We start from the raw sequence: 25,640 nt of genomic DNA, 5'->3' as shown, positions 1-25,640 counted from the left end.
CCGGGCGGGCAGTCACCTCCCAGAAGGAGGCGACTGCCCGCCCTCGGACCGGACCACCACCGCACTCGGACTTCGGGGGAAGAGCCGCATGACCAAGATCCACATCCAGCCCAGCTACGTCATCCAGGTCGACGACGGACACCTCACCAGACACCACATCCCCACTACCAGGGCAGGCGCGACCGGGGCGACCGTCACCGTCCTCATCCTCGGTGAGGTCCGCTTCGTCGACAGCGACGCCTTCATCAACCTGGGGGCGGCGATGGCGGACGCCGACGACGTCTTCATCCAGGCCCACGGAACCGGGCTGGCCTACATGCACAACGCTGTCGAGCAGGCCATCGACATCGAGCGCAGCTTCCGCATCCACGACGCCGAGTCCCGCGCAGTACGCCGCGCCTCACTGGAACGCCAGGCCCGAGACGGATACCTGCCCGCCGACGTCCTGGAGCGGGAGGGCGGGGCGTGAACAACACCCCGACGACGCCCGCAGCGGTCAGCGCACCGCTGCGGGCCGACCTCGACGCGGTCCGGGAGTTCCTGGCCACCTACTACGGCGACGCCCCCGGCCTCCTACACATCGCATTCAAGGGCGACTGGACCGGGCAGACCTTCACCACCGACTGGCAGGGCATCCAGGCAGCTACCGAACTCATCGGGCAACGTGACGCCACCGGCGTCGAAGGGGTCTACGCCCGTCCCACCACACTCGTCCGACCGTTGGAGCCAGGCAAGCGCGGTGGCGCAGACGACTCCCACACGTTCTTCGGGTTCTGGACCGACGTCGACTATGCCGGCGCGGGCCACAAGGACGGCAACCTTCCCCCCGATGAGGCCGCCGCGCGCCGGGTATACGAAGCCGCGGGGTACCCCGAGCCGACCATCCTGGTGAACTCCGGCGGTGGCCTCTACCACCACGTAGTCCTGCGGGACCCGGTCGACGTGTCCGGCCGTGAGGCCCGCGAGGAAATCAAAGAGCTCTCGCGCCGCTGGCACCGGGGACTGCGGGCGACCAGCGAGAAGCTCGGGTGGTCCTACGGGTCCGGCGTATCGGATCTCGCCCGGGTCCTTCGGGTCCCAGGAACCATCAACAGGAAGCCCGGCACGAACCGGATGGCTGTGGGCGCCCACTCCGGACTGGTCTACACGCTGGAGGAGATCCGAGAGGCAATCGGTGCCGTCGAAGCCGCGCACCCCGTGTCCGCCCAGGCCGCACCCCAGTTCACCCAGCCGAAGCGGACCTCAAGGGCCGAGGGCGACGGACCATTCGATGTCCTGGCCCGCACCTGTACATGGGCCGATCTGCTCACCCCCCACGGGTGGACGAACGTCGGCAACGACCACGGTGCTGAACTGTGGCTGCGTCCCGGCGACTCCACCTCGAAGTACTCCGCGCGCGCCGGCTACAACGGCGTCCCCACCCTCAACGTGTTCTCCGAGTCTGCTGGCCTGCCCACCGTGGAGGAGCACGCTGGCAAGCCCCTCACGATGGGGCGACTGTTCACCCACCTCAACCATGGCGGGGACGAGAAGGCCGCCGCCCGTGACCTCCGCTGGGCTGCCCTCGACGACCCTCGCGCCTCAACGGCTGCCCGACGGCTGCCCCGGCAGGCCCTCGCCGAGATCAAGGACAACTGCCGAACCCGATCCACCCCACCAACCGAAGAGGAGCCCCCCGAAGATCCCTGGGAGGGCTCAGGCGGGAGCGACGAGGACTTCAGGGAGCCCCCTGGGGATCGCCCGCGGCACACAGACGTCCGCTCCGCCACCCTGGCCGCAGAAGACCAACAGGTGATCAGGGGTGTGTTCGCCAACGTCGAAGACGTCCGGGCCCTCCCGTGGCCGTCGCCCAGCGACGCTGACACCAGGCTCCTGCCCACCTTCCCAGTGCACACCCTGCCGGGCGACATCGGGAAGTTCGCCGAGGCCGTCGCCACCTTCACCCGCGTCCCCATCGACCTGGTCGCCCTCACGGTCCTGGGCACCCTGCCCACCCTCGTCGGCGGGCACGCCATGGTCGAGGGGCACTGGACCGAGAAGACTCTGAACCTGTGGACCATCTCCATCCTCGGCTCCGGTGGCGGCAAGTCACCCGCGTTCGACGCCATCACCGCACCGGTCCGAGCGTTGGAGAAGGAACTCCGCCAGGCGTGGGACAAGGACTTCGGCGACCGCGAAGAGCTCTACGAGATCGCCGTCAAGACCAAGGACAAGATCGTCAGCAAACTCGTCGAGGCCAGCGGGGACAAGCGCAAGAACCTCCTCGCCGACCTCGACAGCGCCAAACAGGAGATGCGCGAGGCTGAACCGCCTCCTCGTCCCCAGCTCCTCGTCGGCGACGTCCTACCCGAAGCCCTCGGCATCATCATGAAGCGCGTCGGCGGTCACATCGGGCTGATCTCCGCCGAAGGCGGCTTCCTCGGCAACGTGTCCGGCCGCTACTCCAAAGGGGTCCCCAACCTCGAACTCGTCCTGATCTCCTACGACTCGACCGAGCCCTACAGGGTCGACCGGGTCGGCCGGGAAGCGTTCGAAGTCGAGCGCCCTTCCCTGTCAGTCAACCTCGCCGTGCAGCCAGTCGTGATCGACGACGTGGCCTCCTCAAAGGCCGTGCTCGACCGCGGCCTACTCAACCGGGTCCTGTTCGCACAGCCGGAATCCCTGGCCGGACACCGGGACCCCCGGCCGCCCAAGGTCCCCGAGTACCTGAAGCAGTCCTGGGAGCACGCCATCCGGGCCGCGTTCTTCCAGGTCCTCCCCGGAGGCGGGAAGTTCGACTCCGAAGGCGAACCGGTCCTGTCCCGGTGTCTGTTCGTGGGCACCGAGGCCGAAGGACTGCACCTTCGGTGGAGGGCCGGAATCGAGAAGCGCATCAACCCGAACACCGGCGACCTGGCGGTGATCGAGGGGTGGGCGAACAAGCTTCCGGGAACCACGTACCGGATCGCGGCGCTCCTACATCTGCTCGGTGGGAGCGAGCTTGAGACGCCCATCTCTGAGCTCACCATGAGCCACGCGATCGAGATCGCAGAGTACGCCATCGAGCACGCTCTGGAGGTCCTGGGCACCCGGGCTGGCGGAGGCAAGGGCACCCGGCAGGAGGCCGAGGAAAACGTCCTGGCGTGGCTGCGGCGCCACAAGAAGGACGTGGTGACGCTCGATGAGATCCGGTCCGGGATGAAGCGCCGCAAGTGGGTGCAGCAGCACGGCGCCGACGGGATCCGCACGGTGCTGGGCCGGTTGGCGATCCAGGGGTGGCTGGCGAGCGTTCAGCGCTTCGACAAGGCCGGTCGGCGGATGCCCGATGGGTCGTTCGTGGTCCACCCGGAGCTGTTGGAGGAGCGGCTGTGACCGCGTTCGGGACATGTCCGGGACATCCGGGACCTGCATGTGGGCGGGCTGCTGTGTTGGCCCTGCTCAGCGGTGGAACATCCGGGGACTTCGAGGTCCCGGATGTCCCGGGCGCGGTGACCTGCGGTTTCTCGACGTTCGGGGACATCCGGGGAGACATCCGGGACGCACAGGTCCCGGATGTCTCAGCCCTCTCACCTGCGAAAACAACCGCTCACGGAGATATCCGGGACATCCGGGACCTCCTCTATATAAATCCATTTCATAGTAACTACTACTCTCTGTAATTTTTGACCCTCATTCGAGCACACAAGGTCACACTCCAACTCTCACACCCCAAGAAGGTCCCGGATGTCCCGGACGTCTCTCCCAGACCACCGAAACCCCAGGTCACCACCGCTAACCACATCCGGGACCTGCCGTCCCGGACGTCAATCACAACTCCCCGAGATCACAGGAAATAGCAGGTCAGACCCCAAGAGACATCCGGGACCACCCGATGTCCCGGACACCGAACGGAGCACCTCATGAACAATCCACCCCGCATCCCCGTCCTCCAGCACGGCGACTGGACCACCACCCCGTCGCCCATCGACCTCACCAAAGACCTCGACGCGGAACTCCACACCTCGGGCTACGAAGCCTTCTCCGAGTACGGCCGCAACGTGCACGCCTCACTCGCCCTCATCGCCTACCACCGAGCCGAGTCCCCCTCGTACCTGGTGATCGTCGACTTTCCCGAGCGGTACGAGGTCACCGGAGCGACGACCCTCCCCGACTTCATGAAGCTGCTCGCCGACTGGTTGCCGGCCGTGCAGGCCGCCGCCGTTACCGAGATCGCCACCGACCTCCGGGCCGACAAGGACACCCTCCTGGCTGACGGGATCCAACAGCTCGCCAAGGCCATCAGGGGCATCCAGTGACCGCCCCGCTCGCGCACCTGGCCGACGCCGCGCGCGCCCGACACCTCGCGGCCCCAGCGAACAGCGACGCGAGGAAAGCCGCCGGGTGCGCCCTCGTGGTCCTGCGCGAGGCCCGCACCGTCAAGGCCGCCCTGCGGATGCTCGCCGCCTCCACCCTCCCCGACGAGCTCCGCGAGAACGTCGCCGACCTCATCCACCAGCTCGACAGCAAGACGAAGGAGACCCCGTGACCGTCACTGAGAACTTCCCGGGATCGCAGAAAAACGCAGCTCAGGGCCATATCGACCCAGGGGTGCACATGGTCGGGAGTGAGAAGCATTCCGCCCCGCCGCCCAACGAGGAGTGCACCACCCTCGACCACGGCCGGTGGCACTTCTGCCCCGACAACGCCGGACCCGCCCACCACGGGTGCGTGAACCTCGACGTCACCCCCGACAACATCCGGGCCACAGCCAACCAGCCCGCCCCCGGCACGGTCCTCAACCTCACCCCCGCCACCCCCGGATGGACCATCATCCTCACCCAGGGCGGACAGTCGTGGGCCTCCCCGATCGTCGCCTGGGCCGCCCTCGCCTCCAACTACGGCACCGGCATGATCGACCCCGTCCTGGTAGCCGACGGGCAGACCGTCACCCTCCAGAACTACCTCGAAGGCCGCGGCCCGCTCCTGGAAGTCCTCGACGGCATCGACTACGACATCGCGTGGGCACCACCGGGTGTAGCTACACCCACCACACCCGGCGACCTTTCCGCGCTCGCCACCGTCGCCGTCACCGGATGCTGGACCCTCGCCGACCCCACCCGGGAACTCACCCGCATGGACGCCAACGGCCACTGGCCCACCCGGGAAGAAGCCGAAGCCCACCGGGCCAAGCTCGCCGAGGAGGGGTTCGTCGACCCCGACCACACCCCCGTCCGCCACACCGGCACCTGCCGGGCCGCGGTGTGCGCCACCTGCGGGACCCACCGAACGAGTTGGGAAGGCAACGGCCGCCACTACGCGACCGCGGCCGAGGCGATCGCCGCCGCCGTGACCGCGGGCCGCACCGACCAGGAGGAGTGGGAACCAGCCGACGCCTGGCAGGTCCGCCCCGACGGGCGACTCAACTGCCCCACTTGCCGATGACCGGCCTGAACAAGTAAGGACCGGGGCGCCCATAACGCCCCGGTCCACCCCACAGGATTCCACACCCACAGGGAGGACCAGCCCATGCCGCTGATCGACCCGCCCGAACGCGTCGCCGTCGACACCGGGCAACTCCACACCCTCGTCGCGACCGTCCGACTCGCCTGCCACATCGACGGCACCCCCTTCCGCCCCGAGATCGTCACGGCCGCCGACCACCTCAAGGAGTCCCTGCTCTTCCCCCGCATCCTGAACAACCCCACCACCGAGGTGCTCGCCGAGGAACTGTGGTGGGTCGTGCAGGCCGCCGACCAACTCGGCAACGACCGGTGCCTGTCCCCCATCGGTGTGCTGTTCACCGCCGTAGACGACCTCGCCCTAGCCCTCGAACACCAAGCCCCGCGCACCGACCGCGCCCTGGTCGTGCTGCTCGAAGCCGAGGCCGCCCTCATGCTCACCGGAAACCAGGAGGACAACGCCCGTGAATGACCGCGCCGCCCGCCGGGTCGCCGACCGGATCAACGACCTCGCCGACCGCTTCGACGAAGGCGTCGCCCAGCTCCTCGCGCAGCTCGACACCGCCGCACTCAGCGAGTTCTACGTCAACCGCGACGACGGCTACTCCTGGCTCTACCACCGCCCCACCCCCGACGAGGAGGGGCACCTCGTGCGGCTGATCCGCGCCGGGGACACGCTCGCCGCGATGATCCGAGCAGCCGCTGCACATCACTGCGAGCCCTCCACGTGACCGTCCGCCCGGGGCGTCGCGAACCGCGCCCCGGGCCCACCCGCCGACCACCACGACCACCCGGGGGATGAGATGGACAGCTACCACCACGAGCGCACCGCCACCACCTGCGCGACCCTCACCGCGCTCCGCACCGACCTCGCCCACCTCAGCGACCTGAGGGGCGCCGGCCGAATCCGACGGTGGGCCGGATGGGGACCGTCGCCGGAGCAGATCGCCCAGGCCGGGGCCCGCCACGCCGCCGAACGGGCCGAGACCTTCGACCAACTCCGCCAGGGCCTTGCCCCCATCGGAGCGTCCCCCGCCCCCGCGGACCTGATCGTCCTCGACACCCTCCGCGACGTCGAAACGGACCTCGCCGACCTCCTCGACGCCGTGTGCGACCGCGTCGCCCCCACCATCCGCCGGTCCGCCACCAACCCGCGCCGCATCGCCCAGATCATCACCCTGCTCACCAAGGTCGGTGCCGACGACGACCTCCTCGGCCACGTCCTGTCCGAGACTCGCCGTCTCCACCGCCGCGTCCGCTACGCCCTGGGCGACACCGAGGACGTCCGCCAGCTCCGCAACCGCTGCCCCATCTGCGGTGCACGGTCCCTGCGCGAACTCCCCGACCGGGGCGTGGTCGTGTGCGCGAACCCCGGCTGCTGGTGCGACGACCCGGCGTGCGGCTGCCACGACGAACACCGCCCCCGCCGACACGAATGGTCCGCCCTCGAAGGGATCCCCGCATGACCGAGACCCTGTACACCACCAACCAGGTCGCCGAAGAACTGGGCGTCGCCCCCGCCACCGTCAACGTGTGGGTGTCCCGCGGCTACCTCACCCCCGTCGGTAAGAAGGGCCGGCAGAACACCTTCCGGCTCGCCGACGTGTTCGAGGCCGAACGGTGCAACCGGTGGAGGAGTCCGCTACTGGTGGCCGCGCTCGACCCCGACAGGCAGCACCAGGCGCAGGAGATGCTCGCCAACATCCTCGCCACCGAGGCCGCTGGAACGCGCGGGGCGATGTGCCGTGCGAGCCACCCCCCGAAAGATCCCAAGGCCCTTCCCGTGCGGTGCACCAACAGGGCCCCGCAGGACGCCCCCACCCCGTTGTGTGTGGAACACCTGGCCGCCGCGTACCTGTACGTGCGCGACCTGATCGAAGCCGCCCGCATGACCACCGCCACCGGTCCCACCCGCCAGTCGGTCGTGTACTTCATCCGGCGCGGCGACCGCATCAAGATCGGGTACAGCACCAACTTGCCCACCCGACTGCGCGCGCTGAAAGGCGACCGGGTCCTGCTAGCCCTGCCTGGGAGCCGCGCCCACGAGTCCGCGCTGCACGAGCTGTTCAAGGCCCACCGGATCGAGGGCGAGTGGTTCCGTCCGGCCCCGGAGATCATGGACTTCATCTCCGAGCGCGCCGACCGCAACCTAGCTGCCTGAGGAACTGCTACAGTTCGTGATGAAGTTGCCGTAGCGGAGCTATGCCCGCACGGCACACAAGGCCCGGGAGCGATGTTCTACCGGGCCTTCGCCGTTTCCATCTTTCAGCCAGAGCGCTTTAGGGCTTCATTGAGCGGACGAAGCGCACCACGGAGGGTCTGCGCTACATCGTTGCTCGCTCCCTCGGCGATGGCCCCCAACTCGGGGGCGTGCTGGAGGAGGCTCCCGATCGCGTAGGCATGCGCCTGCTGAGAGAGGAAGAGCGCCTCCTCTTTGTCTCCGGCATCCCATGCTTTCTGTGCCTTCGCGACGAGACGCTTCGTGGTGGAACCGCTCTTCTTCATGGCTTCGTGTGCCGCTGGGTTGGACATGACTCTCCTGCCATTAGGGGGTCTCAGTGTCCATCTGGAGTGGTAGCGACGTCGTAAACGTGCCCGGCGGTTCACGCTCCTCCGCCGGACGCCCCCTCGTCCCGGCCGTCCTGTAAGGGCGGAGGCGGCCGGGACCCTCCGTCCCGTCCTCGTCTCCGCGCCACTGGGGGGTGGGAGCGCCGAGCCGGGGCGGGGCTCTACTCGAAGCAGTCCAGCTCCACCACGGGCCACTCACCGTCCTCGGACGTCACCGTCCCGCCGGTCATGACTTCCGAGGACTGCTCGTCCTCCACCCACCGGGCACGGCACACCACCATCCCGGCGTCCGGCTCCGCGATCACCTGAACGTTGTGCTCCCGGTCCCATCCGTTCTCGTTCTCCGCGATGACCTGGTCGATGATCGCCTCGGCACCCTCGGTGTCCACGCCCTCCGACAGCAACTCCGTCACGCGCCCCTCGTCCTTGACCACCTCGTAGGCCGGGACGTCCACCGCCGCAGCCTCGTCCTCGCCGCCCCCGCACCCGGCCACCGCCAGAGCCAGCACGGACACCACACACGCCAGACCACACCTCATGGCGCTCTCCTCACCTCAGGGATAGACGCCGACCAGTACATCTCACAGGCCACGCTCCGCGCAGGGTATGGCCGCACCCGGCCAAGGAGAGCCCATGGCACGCATCGCCATCCCCGTCACCACCATCAGCCGCGACGGCGTCACTGGTGCCGCCGCAGTCGTCGGCGACCCCGTCGAGGGCCACAGCGTGCCCAACGTTGGCCGGGTGATCGTGGAGGTCGCCAACGTCGGCACGACCACCGACCACACCGTCACCTTCGTCACCCAGGCGACCGTGGACGGCTTCGACGTCGCCGACCGCACCAAGCTCATCCCGTTCGGCGAGACCCACTACTTCGCCGACTTCCCCGCCAGCGCCTACGGCCGCGAGCTGCACATCGACGTGGACAACGCCGAGCTGGAACTGCGCGCCTACGCCTACCCGGCCTGACCAACCCCTCAACCTGCACGAGGAATCCATGATGAGCACCACCGATCAGGACGCCAAGGGCGTCGTCATCGAGATCATCGAGAAGCTCCCGCCCGGCGCGGCCGAACACCCGCTCGGAGTCGTGGTCCCCACCGAGGTCCGCATCAACGGGCAGGCTCTCCTCTGCTCGGCCAGCCACCCCGTCAAGATCCACGAGATCGACCTGGACGATCAGAGCCTGGCCCTGGTCACCCTCACTCTGTTCGCCCGCCGCATCCGCGTCGACACCGAGGAGACCAGCGCCGATGTCTGAGCCCCGCACCTACACCACCCGGCCGCGCACCGTGCAGGCCATGCAGGTCACCCGCGAGACCCTCGCGGCCGTGGAGGAGTGGGCACACGTCCGCTGCGAACTGGCCAACCTGCCCGGCCCCGGCCTCGGCCTGACCGCCGGGGTGATCATCCGCAGCCGCGACGGCAAGGTTCGTGCGGCGTTCGGTGACTACCTGGTGCTGCCCCTGGAGGTCATCGGCAAGGCCGACTTCGAGGCCCGGTTCGCCGCCGACGAGGACCAGGGCGACGCCGAGGAGGCCCCCGCCACCGACACCCGGGGCCGCCCTCTCCCCACCATCTGGGGGGTGGGTACCGATATCGAGGGGGGTACCTCCACCGAGGACGCCCCCACCCCCGAGGGGTGACCCCCGGTGCCCTACTCCGCCCCCTCCCGGTGTGGCCACCGGGGGGATGACGGCCGTCCCTGCCCCGAGCTGTCCACCAAGAAGAACCGGTGCGAGGACCACCAGCCGCCGCCCTGGCAGCGCCGCTCCAAGGCGTGGGGCTCCGGCGGCTCGCGGAAGTGGCGCGCGCTGCGCGACAAGGTTCTGCGCGACGAGCCCAACTGCCGAAGCTGCGGTCAGCCCGCGACGCAGGTCGACCACATCAGACCGCTGTCGAAGCGTGGCGCGAAGTTCGACAAGGCGAACCTGCAGCCGATCTGCGACGACTGTCACGACACGAAGAGCCGAGAGGAGAACCGCAGATGAGGACCCTCAAGGCACGCCTCACAGCCTCCTGCAAGGCCCTGCGGGACGTGGTGGCACGCGCCTGGAACACGTTCACCCTGGCTGTCCACGCGATCCACCACGGCCGGTACGCGCGCGGCGGCATCCTGCCGACCGGCCCGTCCTACGCCCGCAACATCACCAGTCGACCCGAGCGGGTCACCGCCCACCCCCACCAGGGGGAGGGGGAGTTCACGCCACTGAATCGGACATAGCGGACAGCGCCGCGGTTAACTCGGCGTTCGCGATCTCAGAATGCCGAAGGGGGGTCTGGTCATGGGTCGCACCCCCAAGCCCGCCGCACTCAAGCTCATCGAGGGCCGCGGCAACGGCACCGACTCCGGCGGCCGGAAGGTCAACACCGGCCCGGCCTTCAAGCGGGTCCCGCCCAAGCCCCCGACCTGGCTGTCGCGCGAAGCCGCCGCCGAGTGGCGCCGCGTCATCCCTGAGCTGTCGCGCCTGGACCTGATCAAGGAGGCCGACCGCGCCGCACTGGCCGCGTACTGCGAAGCGTGGGCGACGTTCGTCGACGCAACCCGCCAAGTGCAGCGGGAGGGCCTGACCATCGACGCCGCCCAGGGCACCCTGCCGCACCCGGCCGTCGCCATCGCACGCAACGCCGGACGCGAGATGCGCGCCTGGGCCGGACACTTCGGCCTGACGCCCAGCACGGAGCAGGCCCTGGCAAGGGGGGCCGACGATGACGGCGAGGACAACCCGTTCGCCTGACGTAGAGCTGCCGGACGCCGAGGAGCTGGACCGGCTCAAGATCTCGCCCGAGGTCGCCTGGTACCTGCTCTCCCGCGGCTTCGGCCTGCCCGACTGCCCGCCCCTGTGGAAGACGCCCGAGCCACGAGACGAGCCCGGCGCGGCCTTCGACCCGGTCAGGGTCGACCGGGTCATCGCCGCGTTCGCCGTGCTCCGGCACACCCAGGGCAAGTGGGCCGGACAGCCACTCCGGCCGGACCCGTGGCAGGTCGCCTACATCCTCGCCCCCGTGTTCGGGTGGGTCCACTTCGACGCCGACGCCGACGCCTGGGTCCGCATCATCACGTCCCTGTACGTGGACGTCCCCCGCAAGAACGGCAAATCCACGCTCCTCGGTGGCATCGCGATCTACATGACCGCCGCCGACGGCGAGCAGGGCGCCCAGGTCCTGGCCGCCGCGACGACCACCCGCCAGGCCGGGTTCGTCTTCCAGCCGATCAAGCAACTCGCCGAGCGCGCCCCTGGACTGAAGGGCCACGTCAAGCCGCTCACTGGCAAGATTCTGCACCCCAAGTCGGGCAGCTACTTCGAGGTCGTCAGCAGCGTCGCCGATGCCCAGCACGGCGGGAACATCCACTGCGCCGTCGTTGACGAGCTGCACGTCCACAAGGACCCGGAGCTGGTCGAGACCATCGAGACCGGCACCGGCTCGCGCACCCAGCCGCTCGTCGCCATCATCACCACCGCCGACAGCGGCAAGAAGAACACGATCTACGACCGCAAGCGCCGCCGGATCGAGCAGCTCGCCCGCGGCGCCCTGAAGGACCCGACCACCTACGGGGTGGTGTTCGCCGCCGAGGAGGGCGCCGACCCCTTCGCCGAGGAAACCCAGCGCAAGGCCAACCCCGGATTCGGTGTCTCGCCGTCGCGCGCGTACCTGCGCAAGGCCGCGGCCGAGGCCCAGGAGTCCCCGGCGGACCTGGCGAAGTACCTGCGGTTGCACCTGGGCATCCGTACCAAGCAGGAGACCAAGTTCATCGACCTGGAGGCATGGGACCGCAACGCGGGCCTGGTCGACGAGACACGCCTGCGCGGCCGGGAAGCCTACGGCGGCCTGGACCTGGGATCGACGTCCGACCTGTGCGCGCTGTGCTGGGCCTTCCCCGACGACGACCGTGGCGGCATCGACGTCCTGTGGCGGCTGTGGACCCCCGAGGACAACCTGCCGCGCCTGGACAAGCGCACGGCCGGAATGGCGTCGGTGTGGGTCCGCCAGGGCCTGCTGGCCACCACCCCGGGCAACGTCGCCGACTACGAGTACATCCGTCGCACCATCGACACCGACATGGACACCTTCGACGTCCGCTCGATCGGCTTCGACCCGTGGAACGCCACCCCGCTGACCAACGACCTGATCGAGGACGGCGCCCCGATGGTGAAGGTCCGCCAGGGGTTCGTCACCCAGTCGCCACCGCTCAAGGAGCTGCAGCGGCTCGTGCTGAAGGGAACCGTCGAGGAGCCCCTGGTGCGGCACGGCGGCAACCCCGCGGTCAGATGGCAGGTCGACAACCTGGCCGTCGCGATGGACCCGGCCGGGAACGTCAAGCCGGACAAGAAGAACAGCGGCGACAAGATCGACGCCGTGTCCGCGCTGACCAACGCCTTCGCCGAGACCATGACCCGCGAACCTCCGAAGCGCAGTGCCTACGACGGCGAGGACGCCGAGGTCCTGATCATCTGACCGCCCCACCATGAGAGGAGGCCAGGATGCGCAGGCACATCGGCCGCCGGATCAACGCCCAGTTCGCCGACGGATCGACCCTGAGCGGCACCCTGTCACGCGTCACCCGCCGCGAGGTGGAGCTGACCGGGGCCGCGTTCGTCCAGGGCACCACTCGCGCACCGGTCGACGGGACCGTGGTCATCGACCGGGCCGCGCTGCTGTGGACGCAGGTGGTGTGACGTGCCCAGCTTCGAGTCCCTCGGCCAGCTCGGCGACTACGTCACCGCCAACGGCATCGAGATCGTCGACCCGGGCCTGCCGCTGACCGACCTGACTGGCGACCATGGGGCCCGCCACGTGTGGCACACCCAGCCCTCGGTCCGCAAGGTCACCGACTTCATCGCCCGGCAGATCAGCACGATCCCGCTGCACCTGTACGACCGGGTCTCCGACACCGACCGGAAGCGGGTCACCGACCACCCGCTGGCCGCCGTCCTGGGCACCCCGGCCCCGCGAACCGCACCAGCCCGGTTCTGGCACTCGGTCATGGTCGACTTCCTGACCTACGACCGCTGGTGCGTGCAGAAGGTCCCCCAAGGTGACGGCGGCATGGAGCTGGTCCGCATCCCCGCCAGGCGCTTCCGGCTCGTGGCCGACGGCTTGGACCGGGTCACCAAGATCCGTATCTGGACCGCCGACGGCCACTACACCGACCGCGACCCGGACGGGTACCTGTACGACGCCGGGTACTCCCCGCGCGGGGCCAACGGCGTCAGCCCGATGGAGACCCTCCAGGACATCCTGGCCGAGGCGTCCGAGGCCGTCGCCTATCGGCGCGGTATCTGGAAGCGGGGCGCCCGGGTGCCCGCGGTCATCGAGCGCCCGGCCGATGCCCCGGACTGGAACAAGACCAAAGCGCGGGACCGGTTCATAGAGAGCTGGCGCCGATACACGCGCAGTGGCGGACAGGAGGGCGGCACGCCGATCCTCGAGGACGGCATGACCCTGAAGAAGGTCGACGTCTTTTCCCCCCGCGACACCGCCGACCTGGAGGGACGCAAGCTCACCGACGCTGAGGTCGCGTCCGCCTACCACATCGCTCCGGAGCTGGTAGGCGCCCGAGAAGGCACCTACAGCAACGTCGAGGCGTACCGAGAGATGCTCTACCGGGACGCACTGGGGCCGCTCATCACACTGTGGGAGCAGGTCATCAACGCCATGCTGACCCCGGACCTGGCCGACGGCCGCCCGCTGTACGTCGAGGCCAACGTCGAGTCCAAGATGCGCCTGTCCTTCGAGGAGCAGGCCCGCGTGCTGTCCTCGGCAGTTGGCGCTCCGTGGATGCTCCGGGCCGAGGCCCGCGCCCGCGCGAACCTGCCCGCCATCGAGGGCGCCGACGACCTGGTGGTGCCGCTCAACGTCGCCGTAGGCGGGCTCGCCTCTCCACGGGACACCGCGCCGCCCCCAAAAGGTCGGGGCCGGTCCTGATCAAAGCGGATCGGCCCGACGACCTCGGCGACTTCACCACCGAGCACGCCGCGCTCGAGGCCGCCCTGATCAGCTACGCCCAGGGCCAGGCCGACCGGCTACGCGACCTCCTGGGCGATACGGCTGGCACTCTGGACCCCTGGAGGTCCACCGCCGAGGAGCGCGTCGACCAGCTCGCCCAACTCATCGCGGGCCGGAACTACCGCTTGGCCCAGGTGGGCGCGTGGGAGGCACTGGCCTCGTGGAACCCGACCGCCGACGGGTGGGACCCCGAGGTGATGCTCGCCTGGCTCACCACCGCAGCCGCCACCTGGGCGACGGATTTCGAGGAGACCACCACGGCCGCCGCCGAGGAGGCACTCGCCGCCGACGACGTCGAGGACTCCCTCGCCGACGCGCTCGCTGGGTGGACGACCACGGCCGCCCTGTACGGCCAGACGATCGCGACCGAGGCCCGCGGCTTCGGCGGTGTCGACGCCGCCCGCGCCTCCGGCGTCGGCTTCAAGGTCTGGCGGACCGGCGGAGCCAATCCGCGCGCCTCGCACCGGGCGCAGAACAACGAGAGCACCGGCATCGACGACGTGTTCTCCAACGGGCTGCGCTGGCCGGGTGACCGGTCGGGGCGCACCGAGGAGACCGCGAACTGCAACTGCCGCATGACCTACTCCCGGGAGGAGTGAGATGCACACCAAGTCGTTCCCCGCCCGGGTCAAGGCCGTGGGCGCCGACCAGGGACTCGAAGACGGACAGGTCCGCGCGCTCGTGTCGGTGTTCGGCAACGAGGACAGCTACGGCGATGTGGTCGTCCCCGGCGCGTTCGCCGAGGACCTGGACCGCTGGAAGAGCAGCGGCGACCCGATCCCGTTCATCTGGTCCCACGACTGGGGCGACCCTTTCTCCCACGTCGGCCACGTCCTGGACGCAGAGGAGACCGCAGAGGGCCTGGTCGTCACCGCCCAGATCGACGACATGGACACCAACCCGAAGGCCGGACAGGTCCACCGTCTCCTGAAGGGACGGCGGGTGACGCAGTTCAGCTTCGCCTACGACGTGGTGGAGGGCGCCTTCGTCGAGAAGGAGGACCACCGCTGGGGCGGCTACTACGAGCTGCGCAAGATGCGCGTCCACGAGGTCGGCCCGTGCCTGATCGGCGCCAACCAGGAGACCGAGCTGCTCGCCGCCAAGGCTGCCGACCTGACCCGCGGGATCAAGGCCGGCCGCGTACTCAGCCAGACCAACTACGACCGGCTCACCAAGGCCCGCGACTCCATCACCGCGGTCCTGGACGCAGCCACCCCCGAAGACACCAACGACGCCAAGCAGCACGCCAGCCAGCCCGCCAGTGGTGCGGCCAGCGGCAGCGACCCGGCCCGCGAGCCGGACGCCCCGCCCGCCAAGCAGCACGGCCGGTCCGCTCAGGCCGCCGCACGGCTCACCCTGATGACCGCACTGAACGGAGCATGACGTGAACCTCAAGGCCCAGCTCGACGCCGCGCTCAAGCGCGCCAAGGAGCTGAACGACATCGCCGCCAAGGGCGACCTGTCCGAGGAGCAGATCACTGAGGCGACCGCGCTGGCCAAGACCATCGAGGACCTGCGCGCCAAGATCAAGGCCGCCGACGACGCCGCTGCGCTCGTCAAGGGCCTGGCTGCCGACGACGGCGACGCCCCCGAAGACGACCCCGACGGCGGCGAGCCCGCCACGCCCAGCGCAAAGGGCGGAGGCTCCCCGGGCTCGGGGCGCAAGAAGAGCGCCGGCACCTTCGGCGAGAAGTTCACCAAGTCCGCGCCCTACCAGGCGTTCAAGGAAGCCAACCCGTCCGGTGTCGGGCACGGCACGCCGATCAACATCGGCCGTGTCAAGGTCGGCACGATGGAGGACTGGGCCTCTGGGCGCAAGGCCACCCTCACCACGGCGACGGGCCTGGTCCAGAACGTCCGGATGCCGATGGTCGACCTGGTCGACCGCGACCGGCTGACCCTGCTGGACCTCATCTCGCGCGGCCAGACCGGCGGCAACTTCGAGTACGTCCAGGTGACCGGAGTGACCCGCAACGCCGCCGTGGTGCCCGAGTCCACCGGCCCGGCCGACGCCAACGCGCTCAAGCCCACCTCGGACATGACCACCAACCTGGCCGACGCGAAGGTCTACACCTACGCCGACGGCTACGACGTCACCAACCAGCTCCTGGCCGACGCGCCCGCGTTCGCCTCCTACATGGACAACGAGCTGCGCTACAGCCTGGACTCGGTGGTGGAGGACAAGCTGCTCAACGGCACCGGCGTCTCCGGTGAGCCGCTGGGCATCCTCGCCACCACGGGTGTGCAGGAGCAGACCTACACCGTCGCCGACACCGGCACGTTCATCTACGACGTCAACAACCCCGCCGACGTGATGGCACTGGTCAAGGCCATCCGCAAGTCCATCACCCGCGTCACCCGGCTGGGTGGGACGGTCACCGCGATCCTGCTGTCCCCCGAGGACGACGAGGCGATCGACCTGCTTCAGGACGCCAACGACCGGTTCTACGGGCAGGGCCCGTTCGGGTCCGGCCCCGGCACCCTGTGGGGCCGGACCCGGGTGACCTCCGAGCGCCTGACCGTCGGCGAGCCGCTGCTCGGCGACTTCCGCCAGGTCGCGCTTCTCGACAGGGAGGGCCTGTCGGTGATGGCGTTCAACCAGCACAAGGACTACGCCCAGCGCAACATGACCTACGTGCGCGCCGAGCTGCGCGCCGCTCAGGTCCTGTGGCGCCCGAACCGGCTGGTCGTCACCAAGCCCGCCACGTCGTAAGGAGGCGCGCGTGCCCCAGCACAAGATGATCACCATCGACGGCGTCCGCTACCGGCCCGAGGACGCCCCAGAGCGCCCAGCTGAGGACGCTGGCAAGGCCAACCCCGTCAGCACCCAGACGGCCAAGCCTGTGCGCAGCCGCCGCAAGAAGGAGGACGGCGATGCCGATTCCGGCGGGGCTGCTGGCTGACCCTGCGGAGCTGGCCGAGGTCCTGGGCGTGCCAGTCGACGACCCGACGCTGGTCGCTCGCGTGCGCGCGGCGTCGCGTCGGTTCCTCGGCGCGGTACGCCCGACCTCGTTCACCCCGGTGGACGGCGCGTCCATCTGGCTCAACGGCGACGGCAGTACCACGCTGCTGCTGCCCGCGTGCCCGGTCCGCGCTGTCACCACCGTGGAGGTCGACGGCGAGGCCCTGGCCGCCGACGATTTCGAGTGGTCGGAGGAGGGCGTGCTGCGGAGGGTCTGCGCGCGCTGGCCGGACCGGCTTCGGTCGGTGCGGGTCGTCCTCGATCACGGGTACATGGCCGTTCCCGAGGACGTCCAAGAGGTCGTCCTGGACCAGGCCGAGGCCGCGTTCAACATCCGCAAGGGCGTGCAGTCGGTGTCCGTGGACGGCCAGTCGGTCACCTACGGGACCCAGTCCGCGGTCGGTGTCACCCAAGCCTGGGCGGACGCCGTCACCCGGTACGCCCTGCGAGGTGATCGCGCGTGAGCCTGCTGTTCAACCAGTCAGCGGTCCGGGTCCGCGCCGGAACCCGAACGGACCGGGCGGGCAACACGATCCCGGACTGGTCGCCGGAGGCCGTGGATCGGCTGACGCTCACCCGCCTCAACATCGCGCCCCGGACGACCGAGGAGGACCGCGACGAGTCCGGCGTCCGCGTCACCACCGGGTGGTGGCTGCAGACCGCCCCCGGCACGGACGCCGACATTACATCCGCCGACCGGATCGAATTCGACGGGCTCCTGTGCGAGGTCGTCGGCGACGTCGCCCGGTGGCCGGACCCCTTCACCAGCTTCGTCCACCACGTCAAGGTCGCGCTTCAGCGCGCCACATAGGGGGTGATCCAGTGTCCGGCACACAGGTTCAGTGGAGCGTGCGGGTGGACTCCAAGGGCATCCGCCGCATCCTCAAGGCCGCGCCGATGCGGGCCGTGGTGAACCGGGCTGCCCGCAAGGTCGCCCGCGGCGCCGGGCCGGACGCCTCGGTCGGCGAGTACACCACCGACCGTGAAGCGGCCTCCGTGGGCGTGCCTGCAGAGCAGCAGGCCATCCACGGGCGGCTCACCCGCGCCGCGGCCAAGGCCGGGCTGGAGGTGCGCGCTCCGTGAGGACCCTGCCCGACATCCGCGCTCCGGCCACCGTGGCTCTGCGTGCCCTGCTCGCCGACCGGTCCGAGCCCTACGCGCTCGACGCCCTGGTCGGTACCGAACTGCCCGCCAGCGCGACACCGGAGGAGCGGCACCTGCCCTACGTGCTGGTCGCCACCGACGACACCACCGCGTGGGCCTGGCCCGCCGCCGCCCGCGGCCTGGTCCGGCTCACCGCCTGGGCGAGTACCGAGGACGACGCGCACGACCTGGCCGTGCTCGCCCAGGCGCTCCTGGCCGACCACCACGACCAGGTGATCCGGTCCATGCGCCCGACAGGTGGCCTGGTCCACGGGCGCGATCCTGACACCGACATCCCGGTGTGCTCCGCGCTGCTGCGCGCGACCTGCCACACCACCCTGATCTGACCGGCCCGGCCGGGCCTACCTGCGCACCCATCTATCTGAGGAGGATCCGGCATGGCCGGGAACCCGAACAACGTCGACATCTGGAGCGGTGCGGACGTCTTCTTCGACTTCACCCGCACCGCCCCCAGCCCCACTGACCTGGTAACCGCGTGGGATCCGCTGTGGATCCCCGCCGGGCTGCTCAACGGCGACGACGGCATGACCGACGGCCGCGACGAGTCCAGCGAGGACCACTTCGCCTGGGGCAACATCCTCGTCAGGACCACGTTCGGCCAGCACAAGCGCACCGTCAACGTCGTCATGCTCGAGGACAACGCCACGACCTTCGAGCTGATCAACCCCGGCGACTCCACGCGCACCGTCGCGGCCGGTGTCATCACCGACGAGGTGTACGTCCCTCAGCGCCGCAAGCTCAAGATGGGCCTGGAGCTGCGCGACGGCGACAAGATCAAGCGCCGCGTCATCGACACCGTCGAGCTGGGCGAGGTCGCCGAGCTGCAGATGGCGGAGAACACGATGCAGCAGTACAACGCCACCTTGAGCGTGTACCCGGACGGCGCCGGGAAGCTCTGGCGCGACCTGAAGACCGACCCGAACTACGTCGCCCCGTAGCGACGGGTCCCCCGCGTGGTGGGGCGGTGCGCGTGCAGGTCGCCGCCCCACCACCCCACCTCTGACCACCTGCACGAGGAAGGAACCTGCACCCCATGACCGCTCCGAAGAAGACTGCGCGCGCCGCCAAGCCCGCTGCCCCGCAGACGGCCGCCGAACCCCACCCCGAGCGGCTCGCCGCCGTGAAAGACGAGGCGACCCGCAGCGAGCAGATGGAGCCCGCCGACCTGCTCAAGGTCGTGCAGTGGCGCGGCACCGACGTTCGGGTCCCGCCGACCGTGGACGACTGGGACATCGAGATCCAGGAGTACGCCGAGGACGGCCAGCTCGTGAAGCACCTGCGCGCCCTGCTCGGATCGCAGCAGTGGGCGGAGCTGAAGGGGGCACACACGCCCATGAAGTTCGGCGACGTCCGCGACCTGCAGGAGACCATCATGCGCGACGCCTACGGGCAGACCGCGGGGGAATGAGGAGCCTCCTCCGCCTACTCCGCCGCTACGCGGACGCGGTGGAGGCCGACCTGCTGCGCTTCTACCAGGTCGACCTCGTGGACCTGTACCGGCCGGGGCCCCGCCTGACCTGGCGGCGCCTGGGCACGCTCATCCGGATGCTGCCCGCCGACGCCACGGTCTGGCGCGCAGCCGGAGTCGACCACCTCTCCCGCTCCGAGCACTACCTGGCCGGGCTGTGGGAGCTGTGGGCCGAGCAGTCCCACCCGGACCGGCCGGGCCCACCAGTCGACGAGGGCCGACAGCGCACGACCCAGCGGGGCACCCCACCCGACGGTGACTGGTCGCGCAAGCTCCTCGACCACCAGAAGCGGTACGCCAACGCGTCCTGAGCTGTGAGGGAGGTGATCCCTCATGGCGTCGGAGAACGCCGGGTACGCCGTGCTCACCGTCATCCCGTCCGTGCGCGGGATCGGCGCGCAGATGGGCTCCCAGCTCAACGCGCCCATCGTCAAGGCCGGGCGGCAGGCCGGGGACGACCTCGGCACGACGCTGACCAGCCGCGCCGGAGCCTCGATCCGGCGCGGCGCGTCGCAGATCTCCAGCGCCGTGTCCACGGTCGCGGCCGGAGCCGCCGCGGCCGGCGGCGCCGCCCTGGGCGCCGGGTTCTCCTCGGCGCTGGACATGTCCACCGCGACCGGCCGGTTCCAGTCCCAGCTCGGCGTCACCGAGACTGAGGCCGCCCGCATCGGCGCGGTCGCCGGTCAGGTGTACGCCTCGGGTTTCGGCGCGTCCATGCCCGAGGTCAGCCAGGCCGTCGGGTCGGTCGTGCAGAACATGCAGTGGATGCGCGACGCCAGCTCTGCGGACCTGGAGGAGATCTCCCGGCAGGCCATCAACCTCGCCGACACCCTGGGCATCGACGTCAACGAGGCCGCCCGCTCGGTGGCAAACATGGTCACCACCGGTATCGCCCCGGATGCCGAGTCCGCGATGGACCTGCTCATCCGGGGCGCCCAGCTCGGCGCGGACGAGTACAACGACCTCGCCGACACCATGCAGGAGTACTCCACCCAGTTCCGGGACTTGGGCCTGTCCGGCGAGGAGGCCATGGGCCTGATCGTCCAGGCCACCCAGAACGGCGCCCAGTCCTCCGATCGGGTCGGAGACTCGCTGAAGGAACTGAACATCCGTGTCCAGAGCTTGGACACGAATGCCGTCGGCGCGCTCGAAGGGCTCGGACTCAGCGCCGAGCAGATGGCTGCCGCGTTCGCCGAGGGAGGCCCTGCCGCCCGGACCGCGCTCGAGGAGATCCTCGGCGGTCTCCAAGGCGTCGAGGACGACGCACAGCGCTCCGAGTTGGCTTTCGCCCTCATGGGTACCCAGGCCGAGGACCTGGCCGGTGCGCTTGACTCGATGAACCTGGGCACGGCCGCCTCCGAGCTGGGCACCGTGGCCGGGGCCGCCTCTGACGCCGCCGACGCGATGGAGCAGACCGACGCCCAGCAGCTCTCCTCCGCCTGGCGCGAGCTGAAAACGGTCCTGGGCGAGGAGCTGGCTCCGGTCCTGACGCAGGTGACCGAGTGGGTCACCAACAACATGGACACCGTCAAGCAGGCCGGGGCCGCCGTCCTCGGCCTCGGGGCGGCCTGGGCGGCGTACAAGGTCGCCGCGACCGCCGCGACCGTGGCCACGGGCACCTGGAACGTCGGCAAGGGCATCGTCCAGGGCGCCGCCGACGGCGGCAAGGCCCTCGGCGACCTCGCCAGGAAGGGACGCCCCGCCCTGGACGGGCTGCGCCTGCGCGCCATGTACGCCGGGGACTCCATCAAGGGCGCCGGAGCTAAGGCTGCCACCGCCGCCAAGGGCGGCATCACCACCGCCGCCTCGGCCGCCACCCGCGCCGGTCGCGCCGCGCTCACCTCCGCCCGACACTGGGGGGCGCTCGCCCTGGCCCAGACCCGCGCGGCAGTATCCGCCACACGGGCCCGAGTCGCCACCATCGCCACCGCGGTCGCCCAGCGGGCCGTGCGCCTGGCCACGATCGCCTGGACCGGCGTGCAGTGGCTGCTGAACACCGCCCTGACCGCCAACCCCATCGGGTTGATCGTGGTGGGCATCGGCCTGCTGATCGGCGCCGTGGTGCTGGCCTACAACAAGGTCGGCTGGTTCCGAGACCTGGTCAACGCCGCGTTCTCAGGCATCGGGGCCGCGGCGACGTGGCTGGGCGAACAGGGCCAGGCCCTGTGGACCAAGTACCTGTCTCCGGCCCTGTCGGCGATCGCCGACGGGGCGATGTGGCTCTACAACAAGGGCATCAAGCCGCCCTTCGCGTGGATCACCCGCACCCTGCTCGGCGTCGGTGCGACCGGCTACGACCTGTGGCACAAGTACCTGCAGCCGCCGCTGGCCGCGATCACCAAGTTCGTGGTCGGCAAGGTCTTGGGCAGCTTCACCACTTTCCGGACCGGGGTCGGCGTAGCGGTCGGCGGAGTCAAGGCCGCGATCTCCACCGCGGTCGAGGGCGGGCGCACCGCACTGGGGTGGCTGCGCGACGGCATCGGCGCCACCAAGCGCGCGTTCGACCGCGGCCAGGAGGGCATCGGCAAGGCCCTCGACAAGATCCGCAGCGCGGCGAAGAGACCCGTGAAGTTCTTCGTCAACGACGTCTACAACTCCGGCATCCGCAAGGTGTGGAACTGGGTCGCCGACAAGGTCGGGCTCGGCACGATCGACAAGGTCACCCTCCCCTCCGGGTTCGCCCGGGGCGGTGTGCTCGGTGGCCGGTCCTCCTGGCGACAGGGCGACGACCAGGTCATCCGAGCCCGCCGTGGTGAGGGCGTCGCGGTGTCCGAGGCGATGCGCGTTCCGGCGCTGCGGTCCGAGCTGTTGCGGTGGAACCGGATCGGTGTGCAGGGCGGAACGACGGCGCTGCAGCGGTACGCGGCCGGACGCGCCCCCCAGTCGGGCACCGCACCGCGGGTGCGCGACCTCGCCCAGGGCGCCGGGTACGCCCGCGGCGGTGTGCTCCCGGGCTACGCCGAGGGCGGCATCGTCGACGCCGTGTCGTCCTTCGGTCGGAACATCGTCACCGGGTTCCTGACCGGTGGCCTGTCCGGCGCGGTCGACGAGGTCGCCGCTCCGCTGGTCAACATCATCAAGGACAAGTTCGGCCGGACCGGCATCAAGGGTCTGCCCACCCGGGGTGTGGAGTACCTGGTCGGCGGCCTCAAGGACAAGATCAAGTCCTTCTCCTGGTTGGAGGCCACCAACGGCGGGGCCGCGGACTGGGTCGGGCTCGCCACCGCCTCCCGGCGCCTGCAGGCCGCCGCCGAGTGGGTCGACACCCAGGTCGGTCTGCCCTACCAGTGGGGTGGCGGAGGTAACCCGTCCTGGGACTGCTCCGGGTTCATGGCTGGGATCGAGAACGTGATCCGCGGCCTCCGGCCCGCACGCAGGTACACCACGATGGACTTCCGCGGCACCCGCGCACCGTCCGGGTGGGTGCGCGGCCTACGGTCGCCCTTCGAGGTCGGCGTCGTCAACGGCTCCAGCGCCCGGGGCAGCCACATGTCCGGCACCCTGCTCGGCGTCAACGTCGAGTCCTCCGGTTCGGCGGGGGTCCACAAGGGCACGTCGGCGCGCGGCGCCTCGCACTCGATGTACACCGACCGGTACGGGTTCGCGCCCGTGGCCTACGCCGTCGGTGGCCCCGGTTCCCAGTCGACCGCCGGTGGGGGCGCTCAGCTCTACGACGACGGCGGGTGGCTCCGGCCCGGCTACACGATGGTCGAGAACCGCACCGGGAAGCCGGAGGCGGTGTACACCTCGGCGCAGCAGGACCGGATCGACCGGCTCGTGCGCGTGTTGGAGGGGCGCGGCCACCAGATCAGCGGCCACACCTTCCACATCACCGGCGACGGCGACGGCCGCCGCACGGCTCGCCGTGTCGTGACCGCGCTGTCCGACTGGGAGCGCCTGCACCCCGTCCCGTAGAGGAGGTTTGTCGTGCCCATCGTGTACCTGCCAGCCGAACCGGTGGTGCCGGCACCGGAACCGGTGGTGCCGGGCAGCCCGGTCGGGTCGCCGCCGCGGGTCACCTGGACCTCGGCGGCCGGGCAGGAGGTGCCTCTGTCCGACATCGGGCAGGGGTACGCGGTCCTGGAGGGGGCGCGCGGGTTGGCCATGCCGACCTACCAGCTCTACCAGTCCGACAGCCTCCTGGACGGCACCGTCATCCGCGGCACCCGCACCGAGGCGCGGGAGGTGTTCCTGCCCATCTACCTCGAGGCGCCCACTCGCCCCGAGGTGCTCGCCAAGCGGCGCGCGCTCGCCCAGGCGTTCTCCCCGACCGAGGCTGACGGCGGGGGCAACGGCGTCCTGGAGGTCGCCGAGTCGACCGGCCAGCGGCGGTGGATCCGTGCCCGGTACGTGTCCGGCATGGACGGCCCCGAGGGCGGGGGCGACACCGGCATGGACTGGGCGACCTACGGGCTCAACCTGCTCGCTGCCCAGCCCTACTGGGAGCGGACGCCGGTCACGGTCCGGTGGGCGCTGGAGCCCGTCACCGACACCTGGCTGCCGATCCTGCCCGTGGAAGTGCGCGACTCCGGGGTGGTCGGCCAGGGCATGACGATCCGCAACCCCGGGTCGGTGCGGGGCTGGCCAGTCTGGACGATCACCGGCCCGCTCTCCGGCACCGCAACCATGCGCAACGTGTCAACTGGCGCCGAGCTGGAGTTCACCGCGACCCTGGCCGCCGGGGAGCAGATCATCATCGACACCCGCCCCCGACACAAGACCGTCCGCGACCACACCGGAGCCAACCGGTTCTCGGACCTGGCCCTGGGTTCGGTGCTGTGGCCGCTCGCCCCCGGCGCCAACACCGTCGACATCATCCTCACCGGGCTCGGCACCGGGTCCCTCCTGGAGATGGCCCTGACCCCCTGGGAGCTGACCGCATGAGCGACGAGTGGATGCTGCTCGTGCGCAACCCCGACCTGTCCTTGGCGGGCCTGATTGAGGACGAGGTGGCCCTGGAGGCCACCGAGCGGCACCTGGCCCTGGGCGCGTGGAAAGTCAGCGTTCCGGCGGGCTCGACGTCGGCGGACCTGCTCCTGTCCGGCGCGGGCATCCTGCTCCTGGACGGCGACGGCCAGGTGCTGCTGTCCGGCCCAGCCCGGCCGACCGAGCGCGCCGCGGACGGCGAGTCCGACACCGTCACCGTCTCCGGGGTCACCGACACTGCCGCCCTGGCCCGGTTGTGCTGGCCCCGCCCGTCCCAGACCATCCCGACCACCGGAGCCACTCAGGACGACGCCCACTACGTCACCACCGGTCCGGCCGAGACGGTCATGCGCACCCTGATCGACGTCAACGCCGGAGGCTCGGCGCTCGCCGACCGGCAGGTGTCCGGCCTGGTACTCCCGGCCTCCCAGGGTCGCGGCCCCACGATCGAGTCCAAGACGAGGTTCGACGTCCTCCTGGACGCGCTGTGGGGCATCGGCCAGACCGGAGGGATCGGGTTCCGGGTCGTGCAGCAGGGCGCGTCCCTGGTGTGGGAGCCCTACGTGCCCGTCGACCGCTCCGCGCAGGTGCGGTTCTCCACCGGGCTCGGGACCCTCGGCTCGTACAGCTACTCGCTGACCCCGCCGGAGGTCACCGACATCGTCGTCGGCGTCGGCGGTGAAGGCCAGGCCAGGCGTTTCTACCGGTTCACCCAGCCCGACCCGCTGTGGCCCGACCTGGCCCGGGAGGAGTTCATCGACCGGCGCGACGTCGACCCGGCCGCCACGCCGGGCTCGGACGGCTACGTCGACCCGGACGCCGCCGCCCAGGCGAGCGCTGACGAGCGCTTCGCTGAAGCCGGGGGGAAAGCCTCGGTGACCTTCGAGCCGATCGAGACCGACGCGATCCGATGGGGGCGCGACTACTGGCTCGGCGACATCGTCACCGCCGAGACCGAGATCGGCGACGTCACCGACATCATCCGCGAGGTGACCTACACCCGCACCCCCGACGAGGGGCCCCGCATCGAGCCCAGCATCGGCGACGCCCAGGACGCGCCCGCCATCTACCAGCGCGTCGCCCGGTTGCGGCGCGACGTCGACCAACTCCAGAACAGGAGGTGACC

The 25,640-nt window shown here is 70.3% G+C and carries 34 protein-coding genes; 32 read left to right on the top strand and 2 right to left on the bottom strand.

Annotated features, from left to right (window positions below):
• The first annotated feature begins 88 nt into the window (after positions 1-88).
• The 9 genes from KIK06_RS23520 to KIK06_RS23480 all read left to right on the top strand — a co-directional run bounded on the left by KIK06_RS23520 (position 89) and on the right by KIK06_RS23480 (position 7,578).
• A complete protein-coding gene (locus KIK06_RS23520; protein WP_268645134.1) occupies positions 89-469 on the top strand; it encodes a hypothetical protein in 381 nt (126 codons plus the stop codon).
• The gene (locus tag KIK06_RS23515) at positions 466-3,351 is read left to right on the top strand and encodes a YfjI family protein (RefSeq protein WP_268645133.1); all 2,886 of its coding nucleotides are present in this window, start codon (positions 466-468) and stop codon (positions 3,349-3,351) included. The genes KIK06_RS23520 and KIK06_RS23515 overlap by 4 nt, the downstream gene beginning before the upstream one ends.
• 527 nt (positions 3,352-3,878) lie before the next feature.
• Positions 3,879-4,274 carry a hypothetical protein gene (locus KIK06_RS23510; RefSeq protein ID WP_268645132.1) on the top strand — a complete coding sequence of 132 codons (396 nt, stop codon included), beginning with the start codon at positions 3,879-3,881 and terminating at the stop codon, positions 4,272-4,274.
• The gene (locus tag KIK06_RS23505) at positions 4,271-4,504 is read left to right on the top strand and encodes a hypothetical protein (RefSeq protein WP_268645131.1); all 234 of its coding nucleotides are present in this window, start codon (positions 4,271-4,273) and stop codon (positions 4,502-4,504) included. The genes KIK06_RS23510 and KIK06_RS23505 overlap by 4 nt, the downstream gene beginning before the upstream one ends.
• Positions 4,501-5,400 carry a hypothetical protein gene (locus tag KIK06_RS23500; RefSeq protein ID WP_268645130.1) on the top strand — a complete coding sequence of 300 codons (900 nt, stop codon included), beginning with the start codon at positions 4,501-4,503 and terminating at the stop codon, positions 5,398-5,400. Before KIK06_RS23505 ends, KIK06_RS23500 begins: the two co-directional genes overlap by 4 nt.
• 84 nt (positions 5,401-5,484) lie before the next feature.
• Positions 5,485-5,889, top strand: a complete 405-nt coding sequence (locus KIK06_RS23495; protein ID WP_268645129.1) for a hypothetical protein — start codon at positions 5,485-5,487, stop codon at positions 5,887-5,889.
• Positions 5,882-6,148 carry a hypothetical protein gene (locus KIK06_RS23490; protein WP_268645128.1) on the top strand — a complete coding sequence of 89 codons (267 nt, stop codon included), beginning with the start codon at positions 5,882-5,884 and terminating at the stop codon, positions 6,146-6,148. Before KIK06_RS23495 ends, KIK06_RS23490 begins: the two co-directional genes overlap by 8 nt.
• A 72-nt stretch (positions 6,149-6,220) precedes the next feature.
• Positions 6,221-6,883, top strand: coding sequence for a hypothetical protein (locus KIK06_RS23485; RefSeq protein WP_268645127.1), 663 nt, complete (start codon positions 6,221-6,223; stop codon positions 6,881-6,883).
• Positions 6,880-7,578, top strand: coding sequence for a helix-turn-helix domain-containing protein (locus tag KIK06_RS23480; RefSeq protein ID WP_268645126.1), 699 nt, complete (start codon positions 6,880-6,882; stop codon positions 7,576-7,578). Before KIK06_RS23485 ends, KIK06_RS23480 begins: the two co-directional genes overlap by 4 nt.
• Positions 7,579-7,682: 104 nt before the next feature.
• Here KIK06_RS23480 and KIK06_RS23475 read toward each other — a convergent pair whose 3' ends face one another.
• Both KIK06_RS23475 and KIK06_RS23470 read right to left on the bottom strand, forming a co-directional pair.
• The gene (locus KIK06_RS23475; protein WP_268645125.1) at positions 7,683-7,949 is read right to left on the bottom strand and encodes a hypothetical protein; all 267 of its coding nucleotides are present in this window, start codon (positions 7,947-7,949) and stop codon (positions 7,683-7,685) included.
• A gap of 197 nt (positions 7,950-8,146) precedes the next feature.
• Entirely contained in the window at positions 8,147-8,524 is a 378-nt protein-coding gene (locus KIK06_RS23470; RefSeq protein WP_268645124.1) for a hypothetical protein, read from the bottom strand.
• 94 nt (positions 8,525-8,618) lie between these two features.
• Here KIK06_RS23470 and KIK06_RS23465 point away from each other — a divergent pair, with 94 nt between their 5' ends.
• The 23 genes from KIK06_RS23465 to KIK06_RS23355 all read left to right on the top strand — a co-directional run bounded on the left by KIK06_RS23465 (position 8,619) and on the right by KIK06_RS23355 (position 25,638).
• Positions 8,619-8,954 carry a hypothetical protein gene (locus KIK06_RS23465; RefSeq protein ID WP_268645123.1) on the top strand — a complete coding sequence of 112 codons (336 nt, stop codon included), beginning with the start codon at positions 8,619-8,621 and terminating at the stop codon, positions 8,952-8,954.
• Positions 8,955-8,985: 31 nt separating this feature from the next.
• Positions 8,986-9,246 carry a hypothetical protein gene (locus KIK06_RS23460; RefSeq protein ID WP_268645122.1) on the top strand — a complete coding sequence of 87 codons (261 nt, stop codon included), beginning with the start codon at positions 8,986-8,988 and terminating at the stop codon, positions 9,244-9,246.
• Complete coding sequence (locus tag KIK06_RS23455; protein ID WP_268645121.1) at positions 9,239-9,631, top strand: hypothetical protein; 393 nt, start codon at positions 9,239-9,241, stop codon at positions 9,629-9,631. Before KIK06_RS23460 ends, KIK06_RS23455 begins: the two co-directional genes overlap by 8 nt.
• 6 nt (positions 9,632-9,637) lie before the next feature.
• On the top strand, positions 9,638-9,976 hold the full coding sequence (locus KIK06_RS23450) for an HNH endonuclease (RefSeq protein ID WP_268645120.1): 339 nt from the start codon (positions 9,638-9,640) through the stop codon (positions 9,974-9,976).
• Positions 9,973-10,209 (top strand): hypothetical protein, encoded by a 237-nt coding sequence (locus tag KIK06_RS23445; RefSeq protein ID WP_268645119.1) that lies wholly within the window; start codon positions 9,973-9,975, stop codon positions 10,207-10,209. The genes KIK06_RS23450 and KIK06_RS23445 overlap by 4 nt, the downstream gene beginning before the upstream one ends.
• 61 nt (positions 10,210-10,270) lie before the next feature.
• The gene (locus KIK06_RS23440; RefSeq protein WP_268645118.1) at positions 10,271-10,723 is read left to right on the top strand and encodes a phage terminase small subunit P27 family; all 453 of its coding nucleotides are present in this window, start codon (positions 10,271-10,273) and stop codon (positions 10,721-10,723) included.
• Positions 10,695-12,443: a terminase large subunit gene (locus KIK06_RS23435; protein WP_268645117.1), complete on the top strand. Its 1,749-nt coding sequence runs from the start codon at positions 10,695-10,697 to the stop codon at positions 12,441-12,443. Before KIK06_RS23440 ends, KIK06_RS23435 begins: the two co-directional genes overlap by 29 nt.
• 26 nt (positions 12,444-12,469) lie before the next feature.
• A complete protein-coding gene (locus KIK06_RS23430; protein WP_268645116.1) occupies positions 12,470-12,664 on the top strand; it encodes a hypothetical protein in 195 nt (64 codons plus the stop codon).
• A gap of 1 nt (position 12,665) precedes the next feature.
• Positions 12,666-13,913, top strand: coding sequence for a phage portal protein (locus KIK06_RS23425; protein ID WP_268645115.1), 1,248 nt, complete (start codon positions 12,666-12,668; stop codon positions 13,911-13,913).
• A gap of 206 nt (positions 13,914-14,119) precedes the next feature.
• Complete coding sequence (locus tag KIK06_RS23420) at positions 14,120-14,593, top strand: hypothetical protein (protein WP_268645114.1); 474 nt, start codon at positions 14,120-14,122, stop codon at positions 14,591-14,593.
• Between the two features lies 1 nt (position 14,594).
• Positions 14,595-15,377 (top strand): HK97 family phage prohead protease, encoded by a 783-nt coding sequence (locus KIK06_RS23415; protein ID WP_268645113.1) that lies wholly within the window; start codon positions 14,595-14,597, stop codon positions 15,375-15,377.
• A gap of 1 nt (position 15,378) precedes the next feature.
• Positions 15,379-16,707 carry a phage major capsid protein gene (locus KIK06_RS23410; RefSeq protein WP_268645112.1) on the top strand — a complete coding sequence of 443 codons (1,329 nt, stop codon included), beginning with the start codon at positions 15,379-15,381 and terminating at the stop codon, positions 16,705-16,707.
• 10 nt (positions 16,708-16,717) lie between these two features.
• Complete coding sequence (locus tag KIK06_RS23405) at positions 16,718-16,897, top strand: hypothetical protein (RefSeq protein ID WP_268645111.1); 180 nt, start codon at positions 16,718-16,720, stop codon at positions 16,895-16,897.
• Complete coding sequence (locus KIK06_RS23400) at positions 16,869-17,420, top strand: hypothetical protein (RefSeq protein ID WP_268645110.1); 552 nt, start codon at positions 16,869-16,871, stop codon at positions 17,418-17,420. Before KIK06_RS23405 ends, KIK06_RS23400 begins: the two co-directional genes overlap by 29 nt.
• A complete protein-coding gene (locus KIK06_RS23395) occupies positions 17,417-17,767 on the top strand; it encodes a hypothetical protein (RefSeq protein ID WP_268645109.1) in 351 nt (116 codons plus the stop codon). The genes KIK06_RS23400 and KIK06_RS23395 overlap by 4 nt, the downstream gene beginning before the upstream one ends.
• 11 nt (positions 17,768-17,778) lie before the next feature.
• On the top strand, positions 17,779-18,039 hold the full coding sequence (locus KIK06_RS23390) for a hypothetical protein (RefSeq protein ID WP_268645108.1): 261 nt from the start codon (positions 17,779-17,781) through the stop codon (positions 18,037-18,039).
• The gene (locus KIK06_RS23385; protein WP_268645107.1) at positions 18,036-18,446 is read left to right on the top strand and encodes a hypothetical protein; all 411 of its coding nucleotides are present in this window, start codon (positions 18,036-18,038) and stop codon (positions 18,444-18,446) included. The genes KIK06_RS23390 and KIK06_RS23385 overlap by 4 nt, the downstream gene beginning before the upstream one ends.
• A gap of 51 nt (positions 18,447-18,497) precedes the next feature.
• On the top strand, positions 18,498-19,058 hold the full coding sequence (locus KIK06_RS23380) for a phage tail tube protein (protein WP_268645106.1): 561 nt from the start codon (positions 18,498-18,500) through the stop codon (positions 19,056-19,058).
• Positions 19,059-19,153: 95 nt separating this feature from the next.
• Entirely contained in the window at positions 19,154-19,528 is a 375-nt protein-coding gene (locus tag KIK06_RS23375) for a hypothetical protein (RefSeq protein ID WP_268645105.1), read from the top strand.
• Positions 19,525-19,899, top strand: a complete 375-nt coding sequence (locus tag KIK06_RS23370) for a hypothetical protein (protein ID WP_268645104.1) — start codon at positions 19,525-19,527, stop codon at positions 19,897-19,899. The genes KIK06_RS23375 and KIK06_RS23370 overlap by 4 nt, the downstream gene beginning before the upstream one ends.
• A gap of 22 nt (positions 19,900-19,921) precedes the next feature.
• On the top strand, positions 19,922-23,503 hold the full coding sequence (locus tag KIK06_RS23365; RefSeq protein WP_268645103.1) for a phage tail tape measure protein: 3,582 nt from the start codon (positions 19,922-19,924) through the stop codon (positions 23,501-23,503).
• A 12-nt stretch (positions 23,504-23,515) separates the two neighbouring features.
• Positions 23,516-24,472, top strand: a complete 957-nt coding sequence (locus KIK06_RS23360) for a phage distal tail protein (RefSeq protein ID WP_268645102.1) — start codon at positions 23,516-23,518, stop codon at positions 24,470-24,472.
• The gene (locus KIK06_RS23355; RefSeq protein ID WP_268645101.1) at positions 24,469-25,638 is read left to right on the top strand and encodes a siphovirus ReqiPepy6 Gp37-like family protein; all 1,170 of its coding nucleotides are present in this window, start codon (positions 24,469-24,471) and stop codon (positions 25,636-25,638) included. Before KIK06_RS23360 ends, KIK06_RS23355 begins: the two co-directional genes overlap by 4 nt.
• Positions 25,639-25,640 lie beyond the last annotated feature (2 nt).

It is taken from the genome of Nocardiopsis sp. EMB25, from assembly GCF_026797795.1.
GTDB classification, from domain to species: Bacteria; Actinomycetota; Actinomycetes; order Streptosporangiales; family Streptosporangiaceae; genus Nocardiopsis; species Nocardiopsis lucentensis.
This window is presented reverse-complemented; position numbering and strand designations above follow the sequence as displayed.

What these genes read in the sequence shown, in the direction of transcription:
- KIK06_RS23520 (WP_268645134.1), top strand. Translation starts at nt 89, where the DNA reads ATGACCAAGATCCACATCCAGCCCAGCTACGTCATCCAGGTCGACGAC.
- KIK06_RS23510 (WP_268645132.1), top strand. Translation starts at nt 3,879, where the DNA reads ATGAACAATCCACCCCGCATCCCCGTCCTCCAGCACGGCGACTGGACC.
- KIK06_RS23495 (WP_268645129.1), top strand. Translation starts at nt 5,485, where the DNA reads ATGCCGCTGATCGACCCGCCCGAACGCGTCGCCGTCGACACCGGGCAA.
- KIK06_RS23485 (WP_268645127.1), top strand. Translation starts at nt 6,221, where the DNA reads ATGGACAGCTACCACCACGAGCGCACCGCCACCACCTGCGCGACCCTC.
- KIK06_RS23480 (WP_268645126.1), top strand. Translation starts at nt 6,880, where the DNA reads ATGACCGAGACCCTGTACACCACCAACCAGGTCGCCGAAGAACTGGGC.
- KIK06_RS23475 (WP_268645125.1), bottom strand. Translation starts at nt 7,949, where the DNA reads ATGTCCAACCCAGCGGCACACGAAGCCATGAAGAAGAGCGGTTCCACC.
- KIK06_RS23470 (WP_268645124.1), bottom strand. Translation starts at nt 8,524, where the DNA reads ATGAGGTGTGGTCTGGCGTGTGTGGTGTCCGTGCTGGCTCTGGCGGTG.
- KIK06_RS23465 (WP_268645123.1), top strand. Translation starts at nt 8,619, where the DNA reads ATGGCACGCATCGCCATCCCCGTCACCACCATCAGCCGCGACGGCGTC.
- KIK06_RS23460 (WP_268645122.1), top strand. Translation starts at nt 8,986, where the DNA reads ATGAGCACCACCGATCAGGACGCCAAGGGCGTCGTCATCGAGATCATC.
- KIK06_RS23455 (WP_268645121.1), top strand. Translation starts at nt 9,239, where the DNA reads ATGTCTGAGCCCCGCACCTACACCACCCGGCCGCGCACCGTGCAGGCC.
- KIK06_RS23445 (WP_268645119.1), top strand. Translation starts at nt 9,973, where the DNA reads ATGAGGACCCTCAAGGCACGCCTCACAGCCTCCTGCAAGGCCCTGCGG.
- KIK06_RS23440 (WP_268645118.1), top strand. Translation starts at nt 10,271, where the DNA reads ATGGGTCGCACCCCCAAGCCCGCCGCACTCAAGCTCATCGAGGGCCGC.
- KIK06_RS23435 (WP_268645117.1), top strand. Translation starts at nt 10,695, where the DNA reads ATGACGGCGAGGACAACCCGTTCGCCTGACGTAGAGCTGCCGGACGCC.
- KIK06_RS23430 (WP_268645116.1), top strand. Translation starts at nt 12,470, where the DNA reads ATGCGCAGGCACATCGGCCGCCGGATCAACGCCCAGTTCGCCGACGGA.
- KIK06_RS23415 (WP_268645113.1), top strand. Translation starts at nt 14,595, where the DNA reads ATGCACACCAAGTCGTTCCCCGCCCGGGTCAAGGCCGTGGGCGCCGAC.
- KIK06_RS23400 (WP_268645110.1), top strand. Translation starts at nt 16,869, where the DNA reads ATGCCGATTCCGGCGGGGCTGCTGGCTGACCCTGCGGAGCTGGCCGAG.
- KIK06_RS23380 (WP_268645106.1), top strand. Translation starts at nt 18,498, where the DNA reads ATGGCCGGGAACCCGAACAACGTCGACATCTGGAGCGGTGCGGACGTC.
- KIK06_RS23375 (WP_268645105.1), top strand. Translation starts at nt 19,154, where the DNA reads ATGACCGCTCCGAAGAAGACTGCGCGCGCCGCCAAGCCCGCTGCCCCG.
- KIK06_RS23370 (WP_268645104.1), top strand. Translation starts at nt 19,525, where the DNA reads ATGAGGAGCCTCCTCCGCCTACTCCGCCGCTACGCGGACGCGGTGGAG.
- KIK06_RS23365 (WP_268645103.1), top strand. Translation starts at nt 19,922, where the DNA reads ATGGCGTCGGAGAACGCCGGGTACGCCGTGCTCACCGTCATCCCGTCC.
- KIK06_RS23355 (WP_268645101.1), top strand. Translation starts at nt 24,469, where the DNA reads ATGAGCGACGAGTGGATGCTGCTCGTGCGCAACCCCGACCTGTCCTTG.